The 18,140-nt window shown below is 64.5% G+C and carries 11 protein-coding genes and 5 tRNA genes; 9 read left to right on the top strand and 7 right to left on the bottom strand.

All coding sequences use genetic code 11. From position 1 onward, the window contains the following. The first annotated feature begins 74 nt into the window (after positions 1–74). The 4 genes from GFD32_RS01955 (at position 75) to GFD32_RS01940 (ending at position 2,837) form a co-directional block, all read left to right on the top strand. Complete coding sequence (locus GFD32_RS01955) at positions 75–725, top strand: 50S ribosomal protein L25/general stress protein Ctc (RefSeq protein ID WP_163574805.1); 651 nt, start codon at positions 75–77, stop codon at positions 723–725. A gap of 88 nt (positions 726–813) precedes the next feature. Further along, positions 814–1,398 (top strand): aminoacyl-tRNA hydrolase, encoded by a 585-nt coding sequence (gene pth / locus GFD32_RS01950; protein WP_163574803.1) that lies wholly within the window; start codon positions 814–816, stop codon positions 1,396–1,398. A 207-nt stretch (positions 1,399–1,605) separates the two neighbouring features. Then, positions 1,606–2,697, top strand: a complete 1,092-nt coding sequence (gene ychF / locus GFD32_RS01945; protein ID WP_163574801.1) for a redox-regulated ATPase YchF — start codon at positions 1,606–1,608, stop codon at positions 2,695–2,697. A 63-nt stretch (positions 2,698–2,760) separates the two neighbouring features. Then, positions 2,761–2,837: transfer RNA gene (locus GFD32_RS01940), tRNA-Met, on the top strand. 217 nt (positions 2,838–3,054) lie between these two features. Here the strand turns inward: GFD32_RS01940 and GFD32_RS01935 are convergent. Next, on the bottom strand, positions 3,055–4,353 hold the full coding sequence (locus GFD32_RS01935) for a M18 family aminopeptidase (protein WP_163574799.1): 1,299 nt from the start codon (positions 4,351–4,353) through the stop codon (positions 3,055–3,057). Positions 4,354–4,481: 128 nt separating this feature from the next. Here GFD32_RS01935 and GFD32_RS01930 point away from each other — a divergent pair, with 128 nt between their 5' ends. Continuing rightward, complete coding sequence (locus tag GFD32_RS01930) at positions 4,482–6,542, top strand: carboxy terminal-processing peptidase (RefSeq protein ID WP_163574797.1); 2,061 nt, start codon at positions 4,482–4,484, stop codon at positions 6,540–6,542. A gap of 61 nt (positions 6,543–6,603) precedes the next feature. On the opposite strand, the gene GFD32_RS01925 is transcribed toward GFD32_RS01930, so the two are convergent. The 6 genes from GFD32_RS01925 to GFD32_RS01900 all read right to left on the bottom strand — a co-directional run bounded on the left by GFD32_RS01925 (position 6,604) and on the right by GFD32_RS01900 (position 11,279). Then, positions 6,604–9,480: a PAS domain S-box protein gene (locus GFD32_RS01925; RefSeq protein ID WP_163574795.1), complete on the bottom strand. Its 2,877-nt coding sequence runs from the start codon at positions 9,478–9,480 to the stop codon at positions 6,604–6,606. Between the two features lie 224 nt (positions 9,481–9,704). After that, positions 9,705–9,780 (bottom strand) — tRNA-Asn (locus tag GFD32_RS01920). A 28-nt stretch (positions 9,781–9,808) separates the two neighbouring features. Next, positions 9,809–9,884 (bottom strand) — tRNA-Asn (locus GFD32_RS01915). Positions 9,885–9,921: 37 nt separating this feature from the next. Next, positions 9,922–9,997 (bottom strand) — tRNA-Asn (locus GFD32_RS01910). 156 nt (positions 9,998–10,153) lie between these two features. Beyond that, positions 10,154–10,230: transfer RNA gene (locus GFD32_RS01905), tRNA-Met, on the bottom strand. An 83-nt stretch (positions 10,231–10,313) separates the two neighbouring features. After that, the gene (locus GFD32_RS01900) at positions 10,314–11,279 is read right to left on the bottom strand and encodes a choline ABC transporter substrate-binding protein (RefSeq protein WP_163574793.1); all 966 of its coding nucleotides are present in this window, start codon (positions 11,277–11,279) and stop codon (positions 10,314–10,316) included. A 164-nt stretch (positions 11,280–11,443) separates the two neighbouring features. On the opposite strand from GFD32_RS01900, the gene betI reads away from it, so the two are divergent. From betI to GFD32_RS01880, 4 genes are all read left to right on the top strand, one after another. Then, positions 11,444–12,061: a transcriptional regulator BetI gene (gene betI / locus GFD32_RS01895; protein ID WP_205599007.1), complete on the top strand. Its 618-nt coding sequence runs from the start codon at positions 11,444–11,446 to the stop codon at positions 12,059–12,061. A gap of 44 nt (positions 12,062–12,105) precedes the next feature. Next, positions 12,106–13,575 (top strand): betaine-aldehyde dehydrogenase, encoded by a 1,470-nt coding sequence (betB, locus tag GFD32_RS01890; protein ID WP_163574792.1) that lies wholly within the window; start codon positions 12,106–12,108, stop codon positions 13,573–13,575. A gap of 165 nt (positions 13,576–13,740) precedes the next feature. Beyond that, entirely contained in the window at positions 13,741–15,468 is a 1,728-nt protein-coding gene (gene betA, locus GFD32_RS01885; RefSeq protein WP_163574790.1) for a choline dehydrogenase, read from the top strand. A gap of 185 nt (positions 15,469–15,653) precedes the next feature. After that, a complete protein-coding gene (locus GFD32_RS01880) occupies positions 15,654–18,101 on the top strand; it encodes an acyl-CoA dehydrogenase (protein ID WP_163574788.1) in 2,448 nt (815 codons plus the stop codon). Positions 18,102–18,140: the final 39 nt, after the last annotated feature.

Raw genomic sequence — 18,140 nt, 5'->3', positions numbered from 1 at the left:
CCCGGGCAACCGGAAGCGCTGGGATCTGGTCGCGGGTCCGAGCGTTTCCTTATTCTCCAGAAAGAGGCAATTCCATGTCCGATTACACACTCAACGCCAGCGTTCGTAACGACCTGGGGAAAGGTGCGAGCCGCCGCCTGCGTCGTGCGAACGAACAAGTGCCGGCCATCGTCTATGGTGGCGAGCAGGCACCCCAACCCATCGCCGTCGACAAGACCAGCTTCTACAAGGCACTCGAGGAAGAAGCCTTCTTCTCCTCGGTGATCACACTGCAGGTGGACGGCAAGCCTCAGCAGGTCGTGGTGCGCGACCTTCAGCGCCATCCCTACAAGCCGTTGGTCACTCACGCCGACTTCCTGCGCGTGGACGCCACCCACGCGATCAACCTGCGCATTCCGCTGCACGTCATCGGTGAAGAGACGTGCGTCGGCATCAAGGATCAGGGCGGCGAACTGCACGTGCTCTCCAACGACATCGAGGTGAGCTGCCTGCCCAAGGATCTCCCCGACTACCTCGAGGTCGACATTGCCGACGTCGAGCTGGGCAGCACCCTGCACCTTTCCGACCTCAAGCTGCCGGCCGGCGTCACCTTGGTCGAGCTCTCCCACGGCGAAGATCATGACAACGCCGTGCTGAGCATCACCAAGCCCAAGACCCGCGCTGCCGACGAACCCGAGGACGGCGAAGCCGCCGAGGGCGAGGAAGGCGAAGAGAGCGGCGAGTAAGCCCGCCGCTCAGGGGCCACGCATGGCGTGGCCCCCACTCTTTACCTCAAGCGCCTCGGCGCTTGTTTTTTTGTTGGGAGTCTGAGCGATGAGTCAGGTCAAAGCGATCATCGGATTGGGCAATCCGGGCCCCGACTACGCCACCACTCGGCACAATGCCGGCGCATGGCTGGTCGAGGCCATGGCACGCACAGCCGGCACCGAGCTCCGTGCGGAACGCAAGTTCCTCGGGTTGCATGCCAAGGTGCGTCTCGATGGCCATGAGCTGCACCTGCTCGAACCCACGACCTTCATGAATCGCAGCGGCGGCGCCGTTGCGGCGCTGACCCAGTTCTTCAAGATCGCGCCGGACGAGCTGCTGGTCGCTCACGACGAACTGGACCTGCCTCCGGGTGCGGCGCGCTACAAACGAGGCGGCGGCCACGGCGGGCACAACGGCCTGCGCGACATCATCCGTGCGCTGGGCAATGACAACTCGTTTCACCGCCTGCGCATCGGTATCGGCCACCCGGGCGACGCCCGTCAGGTGACGAACTACGTACTGGGCCGTCCCGGCAAGGCCGAGCGTGCCGCCATCGACGCGGCCATCGACGAGTGCCAGGCCACCCTGCCCCTAGCCATCGCCGACGACTGGGCCCGCGCCATGAATCGGCTGCACAGTTTCAAGCCGTAAGCTGGAAGCTGGAAGCTGGAAGCTGGAAGCTGGAAGCTGGAAGCTGGAGCCCAGCTTCTTGCCACCAGAAACTGGCGGCAAGGGTTTTTCTTCCAGCTTCCAGGCGCGAAGCGCCGCTCTTACAGCTTATAGCTCGTCACCGCACCGTCTCGTACAATGGCGCCTACGCATTTTCGCGCCTCGCCCCATTACTCTCAGGAACGTCTTATGGGTTTCAACTGCGGTATCGTCGGCCTGCCCAACGTCGGCAAGTCGACCCTCTTCAACGCCTTGACCAAGTCCGGTATCGACGCCGAGAACTTTCCCTTCTGCACCATCGAGCCCAACGTGGGCATCGTACCCATGCCCGACCCGCGTCTCGACCGACTCGCCGAGATCGTGAAGCCGCAGAAGGTGATCCCCACCACCATGGAGTTCGTCGACATCGCCGGCCTGGTGGCGGGCGCTTCCAAGGGCGAGGGGCTGGGCAACCAGTTCCTGGCCAACATCCGCGAAACCCAAGCCATCGCCCACGTTGTGCGCTGCTTCGACAACGACAACGTCATCCACGTGGCCAACCAGATCGATCCGCGGGCCGACATCGAGACCATCAACCTGGAACTCGCTCTGGCCGACCTCGACACCGTGGAGCGGGCCATCCAGCGACTGACCCGCGTGGTCAAGAGCGGCGACAAGGAGGCCATTGCCACCAAGGCGATCCTCGACCGCGTCCAGCCGCACCTGGCCGAAGGGCAACCGCTGCGCAGTTTCGGCCTCGATGACGACGCGAAGAAACAGCTCAAGAGCTTCGGCTTCCTGACCCTCAAGCCCACCATGTACATCGCCAACGTCAACGAAGACGGCTTCGAGAACAATCCCTACCTCGACGTGGTCCGCGAGATGGCCGCCGAGGAAGGCGCCGTGGTGGTGCCGGTGTGCAACCAGATCGAGGCCGAAATCGCCGAGCTCGACTTTGATGAGCGTGCCATGTTCCTCGACGAGATGGGCATGGAGGAGCCCGGTCTCGACCGGGTGATCCGTGCCGGCTATGCGCTGCTCGGCCTGCAGACCTACTTCACCGCCGGCGAGAAAGAAGTGCGCGCCTGGACGGTCAAGGTCGGTGCCACCGCCCCGGAGGCCGCCGGCGTGATCCACACCGACTTCCAGAAGGGTTTCATTCGCGCCGAGGTGGTGGCCTACGACGACTTCGTCTCGCTCGGTGGCGAACAGGGCGCCAAGGACGCCGGCAAGTGGCGCCTGGAGGGCAAGGAGTACATCGTCCAGGACGGCGACGTCATCCACTTCCGCTTCAACGTCTGAGCACGGCCTCGCCAAGTGCTTGACCAGCGCCGGATAAATCCGTAGACTTCGCCCCCGTTGTGCGGCTACGTAGCTCAGTTGGTTAGAGCACATCACTCATAATGATGGGGTCCCCTGTTCGAGTCAGGGCGTAGCCACCAGATAGAATGCCGAAAAGCCCGCCTGGGAACAGGCGGGCTTTTTTGGCTCGGGCTGCGGGCTGCGGGCTGCGGGCTGCGGGCTGCGGGCTGCGGGCTGCGGGCTGCGGGCTGCGGGCTGCGGGCCATAGTCTAACTCGCCCCTCGAAACCCGTGGCTCGTATCTCGTATCTCGTGGCGCGAAACTCGAGGCCCAACGCCCGTGGTTCGCCGCCTGGCATCAGGGCAGCACCGAGCGATTGACGAAGGCCGTCAGCGCCCGGGTCAGATGCTCCACGTCGGCACTGCCCGCCGTCTCGCGGATCGAGTGCATGGCCCACTGCGGCACGCCCACGTCCAGGGTCGGCACACCGATCTCCGTGGCAGTGATGGGGCCGATGGTGCTGCCGCAGGCCATGTCGGCGCGGGTCACGAAGGTCTGCACCGGCACGCCGGCCTCACGGCACAGGTCGCGGAACAGCGCACCGGTCGCACTGTTGGTGGCGTAGCGCTGGCTGGCATTGACCTTGATCACCGGCCCGCCATTGAGTGACGGCCCGTGAGCGGCATCGTGCTTGTCGAGAAAGTTGGGATGCAGGGCGTGGGCATTGTCGCAGGAGATCAGCCGCGATGCCTGGACCAGGCGTATATAGCCCTCGTCGCCGACCTCGCCCAACTGGGCGTTGATGCGGCGCAGCACATCGCCCAGGAAAGGGCCTTGGGCACCGCAAGCGCTGGCACTGCCCACCTCCTCGTGATCGTTGGCCACCAGCAGGGCACCCTGGCTACCGTCACTCTCCAGCAGTGCCTCGAGGCCGATGAAGCAGGAGAGCAGGTTGTCGAGGCGAGCGCTGGCGATCAGCTCGCCGTTTACCCCAACCCGGGCCGGAGGCTGAAGGTCGTAGAATCCCAGTTCGAAGTCGAGAATCTCGGCATCGCGAATGCCATGCTGGGCATCGAGCCACTCTCGCAGCAGGCGCTCGAGATCGGCGCCCTCCCCGCCCTGCAGGAAGACCGGCGCCATCTGCGTTTGAGCATTGAGCGAGCGGCCGTTGTTGGCCTCGCGATCGAGATGAATGGCCAGGCTGGGGATGATCGCCACCGGCCGATCGACGTCGAGCAGCACGCCTTCCAGGTGACCGTCGGCATGGCGCAGGTGCAACCGCCCGGCCAGCCCCAGGTCGCGGTCGAACCAGGGTGTCAGCAGGGCTCCGCCGTAGACCTCCACGCCCAGTTGCAGCCAGCCGGCACTCTGCTGCGCAGCCTGAGGCTTGAGGCGAAGCCCGGGGCTGTCGGTATGTGCACCGATCATGCGCAGTGATTCGAGCTCCTCGTGGGGCAGCTGCACGGCAATGATCGATGAGTCGTTGCGGGTCACGTAGACCCGCTCGCCCGGGGAGAGCTGCCAGGGCTGGGACTCCGACAAACGACGATAGCCCGCGTCCTCCAATCGCTCGGCCATGGCCGCCACGGCATGCCAGGGAGTGGGCGAGCGCTTCAAAAAGTCGAACAAGCGGTCCAGTCGGGCTTCCCGAGACATGAGAATCCTCTTTCAGGGGCTGTGCTTGGCAGGACAACTGCTACAATGCCGAACCGGCCTTTCGCAACTCGTCCGCCTTGTGCGTGTCTAGGGAAGGAAGTGTACACGAAACCAGGAGTGCTTCATTGATGAGCCAGCTTGTCGCCCTTCGGCGGAGAACCACCCTGCTGGTGGTGCTGCTGCTGGTCAGCGCCACGGCGCTGGCGCGGATCGAACCCGACGATGCCCATCGCCAGGTTGCCGTGGAAGTCGCCGAGTCCCTGCGCTATGGCCACTACGCCGATATCGAATTCGACGACGAATGGTCGCAGACCACCTTCGACCGCTACCTGGACATTCTCGACGGCCAGCGCGCCTTTCTGCTCGAGAGCGACATTGAGGACTTCGAGCATCTCGAGACCCGCTTCGACGACATGCTCCTTGATGGCGAACTGGCAGAAGCCTACGCCCTCTATCGGCGCTACCACGAGCGTGCCGAAACTCGTTACGAGTGGCTGTTGGCACGCATTGACGAAGGGTTGACGCTCACCTTCGACAGCGACGACCGGCTCGAGACGGACCGTAGCGATGCCCCCTGGGCCACCAACGAGGCCGAGCTGGACGAGCTGTGGCGCAAGCGCTTGAAGAATGCCGCGCTCACGCTGGACATCAGTGGTCAGTCCCGCGACGAAATCGAAGCCAACTTGCGCCAGCGATACGAAGGACAGCTCACGCGTCTGGAACAGACCAATGGCGGGGATGTCTTCGGTCTGTTCATGGCCGCAGTCACCGGCAGCATCGACCCGCATACCCAATATCTTTCGCCTCACCAGGGCGAGTCCTTCGACATTCAGATGCGCCTGTCCCTGGAAGGCATCGGTGCCATGCTGCAATCCGACGGTGAGTACGTGAAGGTCACCAGCCTGGTGCCAGGCGGCCCCGCCGACCGCGCCGACGTCCTGGAGCCGGCCGACCGCATCGTCGGCGTGGGCCAGGAGGATGGCGAAATGATCAACGTGGTGGGCATGCGCCTCGATGAGGTCGTCGACCTGATTCGCGGCCCCAAGGGCAGCGTCGTCCGCCTCGACGTGGTGCCGGCCGAAGCCGTTGACATGACCCGTTCTCACGAAGTCGAAATCACGCGCGATACCGTGGATCTCGAGGAGCAGGCCGCCAAAGGCGAAGTCATCGAAGTCGAGCGCGAGGACAGCGTACGCCGCGTTGGCGTGATCACCATTCCCACCTTCTACGTCGATTTCGATGCCTGGCAGGCCGGCGAGGAAGACTACCGCAGCACCACCCGCGACGTCGCCCGAGAGGTCGAACGCCTGCAGGAAGAAGGCATCGACAGCCTGATGCTCGACCTGCGCAACAACGGCGGTGGCGCGCTGCAGGAAGCCAACTCGCTGCTCGGACTGTTCATCGACCGCGGCCCCACCGTGCAGGTCCGCGATGCTCGGGGGCGCATCAATCTCTACGGTGACACCGAGAGCGGTGCGCTCTACGACGGCCCTCTGGCCGTGCTGGTCAACCGTCTGTCGGCCTCCGCCTCGGAGATCTTCGCTGGCGCCGTCCAGGACTATGGCCGTGGCCTGGTGCTGGGCAACGCCACCTTCGGCAAGGGTACCGTGCAGACCTTGAGCGACCTCAGTCACGGGCAAATCAAGCTCACGCGCGCCAAGTTCTACCGTATTTCCGGGGAGAGCACCCAGCACCGCGGAGTGGAACCGGACATTCTCTTCCCCAACCTCATCGACCCGGAGCGGATCGGCGAAAGCAGCCTCGATAACGCTCTGGAGTGGGACACCGTCCGCGAAGTGCAGTATCGCACCTACGGCGAACCCTGGGAGTACCTCGAAACCCTGCGCAACCGGCATGAACGCCGCGCCGACACCCACCCCAACTTCGTCTACCTGGAACAGCGTGCCGAGCTGGCCGACCACATGCGTGAGGAGCGCACCAGCGTGAGCCTCGACCGTGAGCAGCGTCAGCGCGAAGTGGAACAGCAGGAAGCCGAACAGCTCGCCCTGGAAAACCAGCGCCGGGAGGCGCTCGGACTGGAACCTCTGGAAGAGTGGGCCGACGCCCGGGACGGCGACGAGGACGATCAGGACGACGAGCCCGTGGATCGCGCCCAGGTTCTTGAAGCGGCCGAGATCCTCGCCGACTACGCGGAACTTTCCCAGCGCCGCCTGGCCGGCACCCCCTGAGCGGGTTGCTCATTGATGCAGCAGCGGTGCTGCCTTCGACCGCAACCGAAGGCAGCACCACTCAGGAGTCGCCGGTTCGCTCGCTGTCCATGTTGACATCGGGCTCGTCTCCATCGGCAACGCATGAGCGATTGCGTCCGGCGCGCTTGGCCTTGTAAAGCGCCTTGTCGGCACGCTCCAGCCCGCTTTCCGGTGTGTCCTCCGGCTGCAGTTGGGTCATCCCCAGGCTCACCGTCACCTGCAGAGCCTCTCGATTCATCGCCACTTTCATCGACTCGCAAGCCTGGCGCAGCCGCTCGGCAAAGGCCCTGGCTCCCTCGAGATCGGTTTCCGGCAGTAGAATGGCGAACTCTTCGCCCCCGAGCCGGCCGAGCAGGTCCTGGGAGCGCAGCTTGTCCGTGCAAACCGCGACCAGCCGTTTGAGAACCTCATCGCCGGCAGCATGCCCCCACCGGTCGTTGATGCGCTTGAAGTGGTCGATGTCAAACATCAGCAGGCTGGCCGTCGTGCCGCTACGCCTCAGCCTCTGCAGCTCTTCATGGAAGCGACGCAGGAAATAGCGACGATTGGGGGCGCCCGTCAACTCATCGATCGTCGAAAGCCGCTCCAGCTGGTGCTGAGCTTCCAGTCTTTCGGTAATGTCCTTGAACACCACGACACAGCCCGCGATCTCGCCATGCTCGATTAGCGGAGAGGCGACCAGCTCCACGGGAAAGATCTTTCCGCTACGGTGCCAGAAGCAATCCTGAGTGACGCGCCACGGCCGCCCATGGCGCATGGCCTTGAAAATAGGGCATTCAGCGAGAGGATAGTCGGTTCCATCGCGGCGAGTATGGTGAAAGAGCTCGTGGGAGTTCTTGCCCTGCGTCTGTTGCAACGTCCAGCCCAGCAGTCGGCTGGCCGCCGTATTCATGAACGTGATGCGGCCCTCCCGGTCGACGCCGTAGATGCCCTCTCCCGCCGCCTCGAGAATCCTTTGCTGGCGCTCGGCCAGGCTTTCCAGCGCTTGCAGGGCCTGGCGCTGCTCGGTCACGTCGCGCGACAGCGTCTGCAGTGCGATCAGGCGCCGCTCATGGTCGTAGACGGGCATTACCTGAGTGTGCAGCCACAGGTAGTGGCCGTCACGATGGCGAAAACGGTACTCGATGCCTGACTCCGCTTCCCCCTCAAGGTAGCGATGATGCACCCTGTCGAGCAGCCGTGCGACATCTCCGGGATGCACGAAATCGAACAGCGCACGTCCCAGCAGTTCATTGGGAGCATAGCCAAGGATCCGCCTTGCGGAAGGACTCGCGAAACGGTATTGCATGTCGCCGTCGGCGTTGTGCAGACCGAGCACGTCGCTGATGGTTTCGGCAATGCGCCGAAAGCGCTGTTCGCTGGCCTGCAGCTCCAGCTGCGTCTGCTTCTGCCGGGTGATGTCGCAGATGAAGCCATGCCACAGCACGCTGTCGTCATCGAGACGCTCAGGCGTTGCCATGCCCCGAACCCACAGCTGATGGCCATCGGGATGGTTGACACGGTACTCGCATTGCCAGGGGGACAGCGTCTCCGCCGACTCCCATATCGACTCGACGACCCGCTGCACATCATCGTCATGAATGACGTGGAACGCACGGGCATCGCTTTCCCGCAACGCTTCGGGATCCGCGCCGTATATCTCGCGGCTGCGATGGCTGGCATAGGGGAAGCTTCCCTCGCCATTCGCGCTCAAGCGGTATTGATAGATGAAGCCCGGCAGTTGATCGCTCAGCTTGGCCAGTCTCTGCTCCATGGCATGCTGCTCGCTGAGATCCAGCATTGCCCCGACCACCCGCTCGGGGCGGCCCTGGCCATCATGGAGCAGACGCTTCTCGCCATGCACCCACAGGTAGTGCCCCTTGGCATGCCGTATTCGATAACGCAGCCGAACGGCACCACCCTCGAGAAGCAGGCGCTCGACCTGCCGCCTAGCATCGTCACGATCTTCCGGATGCACCAGCTCGGTCAGCCATACGGCCTTGCCCAGATGCTCACTGCGCTGATAGCCGAGCATTCGATACAGGTTGGGACTGATGTAGGTCGGCTCGAGATCTCGCGAGGGACGACACGAGTAGAGCACTGCCGGGGTGGCCTCGAGCAGCCGGTCCAGCTCCTGCCACGATGCCCAGAGCCGGCGCTCGCTGTCACGCACGGTCGTGACTTCTCGTCCCAGGCCGACGATCTCGACGATCCGCCCAGTCGCGTCACGCAGGGGAACGAGCAGAGTGTGCCAGTCGCGAAGCCCGCCCGGCAATTGGAGCTGCTCTTCGTACTCGATGGGCTCCCCCTGCTCGACGCACTGGCGATAGTGCGCCACTACCCGATCCGCTTGCGCCCCGTCGACGATCTCATGGGGTGTCTTGCCGACGATATCCGTCGACCTCAGGCCGGTATTGCGCTGATGGGCAGGATTGCTCTCGCGGTAACGAAAGCTGCCATCCGCATCGATATCGACGATGAAAACGGCATCGCTGGTGCGCGCCTTGAGCTGTTCGAGGAGCCGGAGTCTCTCACGCATCCGACATTCGGCGTTGCGCTGTTCGGTGACGTCCTTGGCAACCCCGAACAGCCGAATCAAGCGACCGTGGTCGCCGACCATCGTCCAGGCCGAATCCTGCAGCCACACGTGGCTGCCATTGGGGCGAACCACGCGATAGCAGCGCTCGACTCTCCCCTGGGCCAACAGTGCTTCGTGGCTCGCCGCCACGGCATCGCGGTCATCCGGATGCACGCGAGCCAGCCACAAGGCCGAATCGTCACTGAAGGCATGCAGCGGAATGCCGAAGATACGCTCGGCAGATGGGCTCAGGTATTCCAGCGAAAGGTCATCGGCCCTGACCGACCAAACGATATCGCCCATGCGCTCCACCAAACTGCGGAAGAAAGCACGGGAAGACGAGTCAACCTGCTGTGACATCGATCAGCGACTCATGGGTGAGAAGGATATCCAAACGCTCGCTTGAGACGTAACTGAACCGGAGTTAAGTGAACATGACCGGCCGATGGCGTCAAGTGACCGGAAGCACTAGATCCGCGACTCGGGCTTTACCGCTGCCGGTTTCTTGACGTCCCGCAAGAAACGTCCTGTATGACCGGAATCGAAAATGAAAACGCGAGGAGGAAATGCCCAAGAGGGAGTGATGGCTCCCGAAGCAGGACTCGAACCTGCGACCCAGTGATTAACAGTCACTTGCTCTACCAACTGAGCTATTCGGGAATGGGCATGAATGCGGCAGGATCGCTGATGGCTCCCCGAGCAGGACTCGAACCTGCGACCCAGTGATTAACAGTCACTTGCTCTACCAACTGAGCTATCGGGGAACGGCTGCGTGGATCAGCATGGCGTGTTCTGAATCGATGGCTCCCCGAGCAGGACTCGAACCTGCGACCCAATGATTAACAGTCATTTGCTCTACCAACTGAGCTATCGGGGAATGGCCTCGAACACGGAGCGTAGTATACGGATCGCTTTCATCAGGTCAAGGCCCGTCTGCCGCTCACCTCCCCTTTTACGACTGCCATCTGGGCACTGTGACTCCGTCAACGACGATGCCCGTTCGCCAGGGGCGAACGGGCATCGTGGACAGGTCTGGTGGCTACGCCCTGACTCGAACAGGGGACCCCATCATTATGAGTGATGTGCTCTAACCAACTGAGCTACGTAGCCTTTTCCGTTGGCCTGGTGAGCTCGCCAGGCAACGGGGGAGAATTATGCACGCCCCCCACCACCAAGGCAAGTCTCTACCGGGCTCAGCCTTCGAGTCCGAGTTCGGCCTTCACCGCCGGCAGCGCCGGCTCGCCGTCACGGGTCTCCACGCCCTCGAGCCAGTCATCCAGCACCTCGGGGTTGGCCTGCAGATAGGCGCGGGCAGCATCACGGGGGTCTTCGCCCTCATCCATGATCTCACCCATCAGCCGATTCTCCATCTCCAGGGTGAACTCGAGATTGTCCAGCAGAGTGCCGACGTTGCCACACTCCTCGACGTAACCGCCACGGGTGTTGGTGTAGACGGTGGCGCCGCCCAGATTGGGGCCGAAGTAGTCGTCGGCGCCCTCCAGGTAAGCCATGTCGAAGTTGGTGTTCATGGGATGCGGTTCCCAACCCAGGAACACCATCCATGTTTCGTCCGGTACCCGAGCGCGCAGCTCGGCCAGCATGCCCGCCTCGCTGGAGTCGACCAACTGCCAATCGCCCAGGCCAAAGGCATCATCGTCGATCATCTGCTGGATCAGTTCGTTGCCATCGTTGCCGGCTTCGATGCCGTGAATGGCGCTGTCGAACTCGTCGGCGTGCTCGGCCAAGTCTTCCACCGAGGTGACACCGGCGTCATAGACGTACTGCGGTACGGCCAGGGTGTACTTGGCACCCTCGAGGTTGGCACTCAGGCGGTCGACGTCGCCATCCTCGATGTAAGGATCGCTGATCGAGGCCATGGAAGGCATCCAGTTCCCCAGGAAGACATCGAAATCGCCATTCTTCATGCCGGAATAGGCGATGGGCACGGAGACGGTATCGATGCGGGTATCGTAGCCCACCGCTTCCAGCACTTCGGTGGTCAGCGCCGTGGTGGCGGTGATATCGGTCCAGCCCACTTCAGCAAAGCGAACGGCGCTGCAGCTCTCGGGTTCGTCGGCTGCCTGCGGTGAGGCTGCCAGCCCCATGGCAACGGCACCCATGCCCAAAGCGGTGAGTGTCGGCAGGTTCGTTTTGTTCATCGGAGTTCCCCTTTTCGGTTGGCCACTTGAGTATAGCCGTAGCGTCAGGCTCACGGCCGCCCTTTCTTGATTGAACGTTCAATAAAGAAATGGCAAGCTGTGCACATGGTAACCACGTCTACAGGTGTGGTTGCAAGACAGAAACCGCTAACAGGAGTGCGCAGGTGCCCAAGGTCGGAATGGAACCCATCCGTCGACAGCAGTTGATCCAGGCCACGATGGTCGCTATCGACGAGGTCGGCCTGGCGGATACCACTGTCATGCGTATTGCCCGCCATGCCGGCGTTTCGGCGGGGATCATCAGCCACTATTTCGGCGGCAAGGACGGCCTGCTGGAAGCGACCATGCGCCAGATCCTCCACGACCTGGGAAACGCGGTGGCCGCACGTCGCCAGTCGCTCGAGGACACCAGCGCCCGGGCCCACCTCGGCGCCATCATCGATGGCAACTTCGACCGCAGCCAGGTCACCAGCGCCGTGGCCAAGACCTGGCTCGCCTTCTGGGCCAGCAGCATGCACAAGCCGCGCTTGGCGCGGCTTCAGCAGGTGAACCATCGCCGGTTGCACTCCAACCTGTGCCACCAGTTCCGGCGTCTCATGCCCCGTGACGATGCTCACCGTGCAGCAGCGGGCCTGGCCGCCGTGATCGACGGGCTCTGGCTGCGCGGCGCCCTCACGCCCGGCAAGCTGGATGCCGACAAAGCCAGCCACCTGGCGCATGCGGCGCTGGACCAGCTGCTCGCCGGCCACGAGGTGGCAGCTTACGCCCCGGACGGCGCTTGAGCCATCACCTTCCGCACACCAATCTGGCCCGAACAGGAGGCCTCATGGCACAGCTCGACATCCAAACTCTCTACATCGGCGGCCGCCCTGTCGACGCCACTTCCAGCGCGACCTTCGAGGTCGTCAACCCCTTCGATGGCAGCGTGCTGGCCCGCGTACAGCAGGCTTCCGCCGCCGACGTGGACGCCGCCGTGGCCGCAGCCCGCGAGGGCCAGCGCGCCTGGGCCGCCATGAGCGGCATGCAGCGCGGCCGCATCCTGCAGCGCGCCGTGGCGCTCTTGAGAGAACGCAACGATGAACTCGCCGAACTCGAAACGCGCAACACCGGCAAGCCGATCAGCGAGACCGCCGCGGTGGACATCGTCACCGGTGCCGATGCCCTGGAGTACTACGCCGGCCTGGCAGCGGCCATCGAGGGCACCCAGATCCCCCTGCGCGAGGACTCATTCGTCTACACCCGTCGCGAGCCGCTGGGCGTGATCGGTGCCATCGGCGCCTGGAACTATCCCATACAGATCGCCTGCTGGAAGGCTGCCCCAGCGCTGGCTGCAGGCAACGCCGTGGTCTTCAAGCCCAGCGAGGTCACCCCGCTCACTACCATAAAGCTGGCCGAGATCTTCACCGCGGCGGGCCTTCCCGACGGCGTCTTCAACGTCGTTCACGGCGACGGCGCGGTCGGTGCGATGCTCACCGAACACGACGGCATCGACAAGGTTTCCTTCACCGGCGAGGTGAACACCGGCAAGAAGGTGATGGCCGCCGCCGGAGGCTCCACCCTCAAAGAAGTGACCATGGAGCTGGGCGGCAAGTCGCCGCTGATCGTGTTCGCCGATGCCGACCTCGACCGCGCCGCCGACGCCGCCATGATGGCCAACTTCTACTCCAGCGGGCAGATCTGCACCAACGGCACCCGAGTCTTCGTCGAGGGTGCCGTCAAGGCGGACTTCGAAGCGAAGATCGCCGAGCGCGTGGCACGCATCAAAGCCGGCGACCCGCTGGACCCGAGCGTCAATTTCGGCCCACTGGTGAGCTTCGAGCACCAGGCCAAGGTGCTCTCCTATATCGAGCTTGGCAAGCAGGAGGGTGCCACGCTGCTGGCTGGCGGAGACGCTTGGAACCAGGGCGAGCGGGCAAAAGGCGCCTGGGCGGCGCCCACGGCGTTCACCGACTGCACCGACGAGATGCGCATCGTACGCGAGGAAATCTTCGGCCCGGTAATGGCAGTCCTCGCCTTCGATGACGAAGAGGAAGTGATTCGCCGCGCCAACGCCACCCACTACGGGCTTGCCGCCGGCCTGTTCACCGAAAGTCTCAACCGCGCCCACCGGGTGATCCATCGCCTGCAGGCTGGCATCTGCTGGATCAACACCTGGGGCGAATCCCCCGCCGAGATGCCGGTGGGCGGTTACAAGCAGTCCGGCGTGGGCCGCGAGAACGGCCTCGAGACGCTTGCCCACTACACCCAGACCAAGTCGGTGCAGATCGAGATGGGCCCCTTCGAGTCGGTGTTCTAAGTCACGGGCCTCGAGCTACGAGCCGCGAGTCGTGTTGCGGCCACCAAGATGAGCGGCGCCGGGGACAGGTCGTAGAGAGGAAGGGGCGACCTGTCCACGAATCAGCCCCGGACTAGGTTTCTGACGCCCGACGCCACCTCCGTTTCAATTTTTTGGGAAACCGCCATGTCCCAGCTTCGCGAATTCGATTACGTCATCATCGGCGCCGGCTCCGCCGGCAACGTGCTCGCCGCCCGGCTCACCGAAGACCCGGACGTACAGGTGCTGCTGCTGGAAGCCGGCGGCCCCGACCACCGCTTCGACTTCCGCACCCAGATGCCGGCGGCGCTCGCCTACCCCCTGCAGGGCAAGCGCTACAACTGGGCCTTCGAGACCGACCCGGAGCCCCACATGGACGGCCGGCGCATGGAGTGCGGCCGGGGCAAGGGCCTGGGCGGCTCCTCGCTGATCAACGGCATGTGCTACATACGCGGCAACGCCCTGGACTACGACAACTGGGCCAAGGCAACGGGCCTCGAAGACTGGACCTACGCCGACTGTCTGCCCTACTTCAAGAAGTCCGAGCGACGCGACATCGGCGGCAACGCCTACCATGGCGATAGCGGGCCGATCGACGTCACCACGCCGAAAGACGACAACAACCCCCTCTACCGCACCTTCATCGAGGCGGGCAAGCAGGCCGGCTACCCGGAGACCGAAGACGTCAACGGTTACCGACAGGAGGGCTTCGGCCCCATGGACCGTTTCGTCACCCCCAGGGGCCGGCGCGCCTCCACCGCCCGCGGCTACCTGGACCAGGCCAAGGGGCGCGAGAACCTGACTATCGAGACCCGCGCCACCACCGACGTCATCGAATTCGAAGGCAAGCGCGCCACAGGCGTGCACTATACGCACAAGGGCCAGCCACGGCAGGCCCGTGCTCGCCGCGAAGTGCTGCTGTGCGCCGGCGCCATCGCCTCGCCGCAGATCCTGCAGCGCTCAGGCGTGGGCCCCAAGGACCTGCTCGACGAGTTCGGCATCCAGGCGGTGCACGTCAACGACAACGTCGGCGCCCATCTCCAGGATCACCTGGAGATGTACATCCAGTACGAGTGCCAGCAGCCGATCTCCCTCTACCCGGCGCTGAAGTGGTACAACCAGCCGAAGATCGGCGCGGAATGGCTGTTTCTCGGCACCGGCATCGGCGCCAGCAACCAGTTCGAGGCGTGTGGCTTCATCCGCTCCAACGACCAGGAAGAGTGGCCCAACCTGCAGTACCACTTCCTGCCCATCGCCATCAGCTACAACGGCAAGAGCGCGGTGCAGGCCCACGGCTTCCAGGCCCACGTCGGCTCCATGCGCTCGGAGAGCCGCGGGCGCATCCGCCTGACCTCCCGGGACCCCGAGGCGGCGCCGAGCATCCTGTTCAACTACATGTCCACCGACAAGGACTGGCAGGAGTTCCGCGACGCCATCCGCCTGACCCGGGAGATCATCGCCCAGCCCGCCTTCGACCCCTACCGCGGCCGGGAGATCTCGCCGGGGCCGGACGTGGCCTCCGACGCCGAGCTGGACGCCTTCGTGCGTGCCCACGCCGAGACTGCCTACCACCCCTGCGGCAGCTGCCGCATGGGCGAGGGCGACGATGCCGTGGTCGACGGCCAGGGCCGGGTACACGGCGTAGAGGGCCTGCGGGTGGTGGATGCCTCGCTCTTCCCGCTGATCCCCACCGGCAACCTCAACGCGCCGACGATCATGCTCGCCGAGAAGATCGCCGATCGCATCCGCGGCCGCGAACCGCTGCCGAAAAGCGACGCCCCCTACTATGTGGCGGGCGACGCCCCGGCCCGCGGCGAACCCAGCGCCGGCTCGACGGATAGCGTCGGCCCTGCAAGCGCAGCAGGGCATCGGTAGCGCCCAGGGAGGGGGGCACAGCGCCCCCGAACCAGCCTGCCGCCGGGAAACCTCGAGCGAGAGAGCTCGACGTGTTGGACCTTGGCGTGATCGTGGATACTGGCCGGTTGCAGTAAAGTGGGCTAGTCTGCAAGAATTCAAACATTCGTTCGAATTCTTGCACTGCCAACCACTGGAGTCTCTCCATGCTCACCCTGATCCTGCTGATCGTGGCCATCGTCGGCCTGCTGACGGTGATGCGCCGCGAGGCCGGCGCATTGCCCGCGCTGACGGTGCTCGCCGCCACCGGCCTGGCCAGCCTGCTCTTCGCTTCCACGCTGCTGGGCATCCTGCTGCTGCTCTGTGCCGCGGGTGTGGCCGCCGCCGGCCTGCCGGCGCTGCGCGGCAAATGGCTGACCCCACGGCTGTTCGCCATGTTCAAGAAGGTCTCGCCCAAAGTCTCGGACACCGAGCGTACCGCGCTGGAGGCCGGCAGCGTGGCCTGGGATGGCGAGCTGTTCACCGGCAAGCCGAACTGGCAAACGCTACTGGGCTATCGGGACGACGGCCTGAGCGAGGAGGAGCGTGCCTTCATCGACAACCAGTGTGGCGTGGCCGCCGGCATGTGCAACGCCTGGGAGATCGCCAAGGAGCGCGCCGACCTGCCCCAGGAGCTCTGGGATCATCTCAAGCAGGAGCGCTACTTCGGCATGATCATTCCCAAGGAGTACGGCGGTCTGGGCTTTTCCGCCAAGGCCCAGTCCCTGGTACTGCAGAAGCTCTCGGTCAACGAGACGCTGATGGTCACCGTGGGCGTGCCCAACTCCCTGGGGCCTGGCGAGCTGCTGCTCAAGTACGGCACCGACGAGCAGAAGAACCATTACCTGCCACGCCTGGCCGACGGCCGCGAGATTCCCTGCTTCGGTCTCACCGGCCCGCGCGCCGGTAGCGATGCCACCTCGTTGCCCGACACCGGAGTGGTCTGCAAGCAGACCGTCGACGGCGAGGAAGTCCTCGGCGTACGCCTCGACTTCGAGAAACGCTGGATCACCCTGGCGCCCATCGCCACCGTAGTGGGCCTGGCCTTCCGCCTGTTCGACCCGGATCACCTGCTGGGCGAGGAAGAGGACCGCGGCATCACTCTGGCGCTGATTCCCCGCGATACCGAAGGCATGGAGATCGGCCGCCGCCACCACCCCATCGGCAGCCCTTTCCTCAACGGCCCCATCAAGGGCAAGGACGTCTTCGTACCACTTGATACCATCATCGGCGGCGAGACGATGATCGGCCAGGGCTGGCGCATGCTGGTGGAGTGTCTCTCCGTGGGCCGCTGCATCACCCTGCCTTCCGGCGCCACCGGCACCGCCCGCTACGCCATCGGCTGGAGCGGCGGCTTCGCCCGCATCCGTCGCCAGTTCAACGTGCCGGTGGCCGAGATGGAAGGCGTCCAGGAGCCGCTGGCGCGCATGACGGCCCTGGGCTACATCGCCCAGGCGGCGGTCTACCAGACCGCCAACACCATCGACCGCGGCGAGAAGCCCGCGGTGCCCTCGGCAATTCTCAAGAGCCAGCTCACCGAATTCCAGCGCGTGATCCTCAGCGATGCCATGGACATCCACGGCGGCAAGGCGGTGACCCTGGGGCCGCGCAACTATCTGGGCATCGGCTACAGCGCCAACCCGGTGGCCATCACCGTGGAAGGCGCCAACATCATGACGCGCAACCTGATGATCTTCGGTCAGGGCGCCATCCGCTGCCACCCCTACGTGCTGGAAGAGCTGGCCGCCAAGGAAGCCGACGACGTCCAGGCCTTCGACAAGGCGTTCTTCGGCCATGCCGGGCTGATCTTCGGCAACGCCGCCCGCGCCTTCACCCAGGGGCTGGGCATCGGCAGGCCCGCCGCGCCCTTCGACGGGGTGGCCAAGCGTTACGCCCAGGAGATCGCCCGGCTTTCCGCCGGCTTCGGCCTGTGCGCCGATGCCGCCATGGCCAGCCTCGGCTCGAGCCTCAAGCAGCGCGAGATGCTTTCGGCACGCCTGGGCGACGTGCTCTCCAATCTCTACCTGGCCTCCATGGTGATCAAGCAGTGGCACGAGGGCGACAAGGTCGAAGACGAGGCGACGCTCTTCCACTACAGCTGCCAGCTGCTGCTGAGCCGCGCCGAGCAAGCCCTTGACGAGCTGTTCGACAACCTGCCCAACCGCGCCCTGGCACGCACCCTGCGCGTGCTGGTGATGCCACGGGGCAAGCGCTGCAAGCGCCCCCACGACGACCTGACACGTCGTATCGCCCAGGCCGTCTCCCGCAACACCGCCCTGCGCGACAAGCTGCTGCGCAATACCTGGGGCACCGACGACGGCACACGGGAAAATCCGCTGGCACGCTACAACGCTCTGCTGGCGACCCAGGAACGCGCCGAGACGCTCTACCGCACGGTCAACAAGGCCTACGCCAAGGGTGAACTGCCCCCCGAGGCGCTGCATCCAGAGCAGCGGGTGGAGGAAGCAGCCAAGACCGGCCTCATCAGCGAAGATGACGCCGCCTTCATGCGCGAGCGCGAAGCCCAGGTATTGGAACTGCTGACTGTGGACGATTTCGAATACGACGCCTTCGTCATCGACAAGGACAAGGTGCTGCGCCACACCCCCGCCTGACCCCCACCTTCGCCCTCAGCGATCAAGACGCCCCGGCCA

The organism is Halomonas faecis, assembly GCF_010993975.1.
In the GTDB taxonomy this organism is placed as follows: domain Bacteria; phylum Pseudomonadota; class Gammaproteobacteria; order Pseudomonadales; family Halomonadaceae; genus Halomonas; species Halomonas faecis.
The sequence above is the reverse complement of the archived record's forward strand: the minus strand, read 5'-3'. Positions and strand labels throughout refer to the sequence as shown.

What these genes read in the sequence shown, in the direction of transcription:
- GFD32_RS01955 (WP_163574805.1), top strand. Translation starts at nt 75, where the DNA reads ATGTCCGATTACACACTCAACGCCAGCGTTCGTAACGACCTGGGGAAA.
- pth (WP_163574803.1), top strand. Translation starts at nt 814, where the DNA reads ATGAGTCAGGTCAAAGCGATCATCGGATTGGGCAATCCGGGCCCCGAC.
- ychF (WP_163574801.1), top strand. Translation starts at nt 1,606, where the DNA reads ATGGGTTTCAACTGCGGTATCGTCGGCCTGCCCAACGTCGGCAAGTCG.
- GFD32_RS01935 (WP_163574799.1), bottom strand. Translation starts at nt 4,353, where the DNA reads ATGTCTCGGGAAGCCCGACTGGACCGCTTGTTCGACTTTTTGAAGCGC.
- GFD32_RS01930 (WP_163574797.1), top strand. Translation starts at nt 4,482, where the DNA reads ATGAGCCAGCTTGTCGCCCTTCGGCGGAGAACCACCCTGCTGGTGGTG.
- GFD32_RS01925 (WP_163574795.1), bottom strand. Translation starts at nt 9,480, where the DNA reads ATGTCACAGCAGGTTGACTCGTCTTCCCGTGCTTTCTTCCGCAGTTTG.
- GFD32_RS01900 (WP_163574793.1), bottom strand. Translation starts at nt 11,279, where the DNA reads ATGAACAAAACGAACCTGCCGACACTCACCGCTTTGGGCATGGGTGCC.
- betB (WP_163574792.1), top strand. Translation starts at nt 12,106, where the DNA reads ATGGCACAGCTCGACATCCAAACTCTCTACATCGGCGGCCGCCCTGTC.
- betA (WP_163574790.1), top strand. Translation starts at nt 13,741, where the DNA reads ATGTCCCAGCTTCGCGAATTCGATTACGTCATCATCGGCGCCGGCTCC.
- GFD32_RS01880 (WP_163574788.1), top strand. Translation starts at nt 15,654, where the DNA reads ATGCTCACCCTGATCCTGCTGATCGTGGCCATCGTCGGCCTGCTGACG.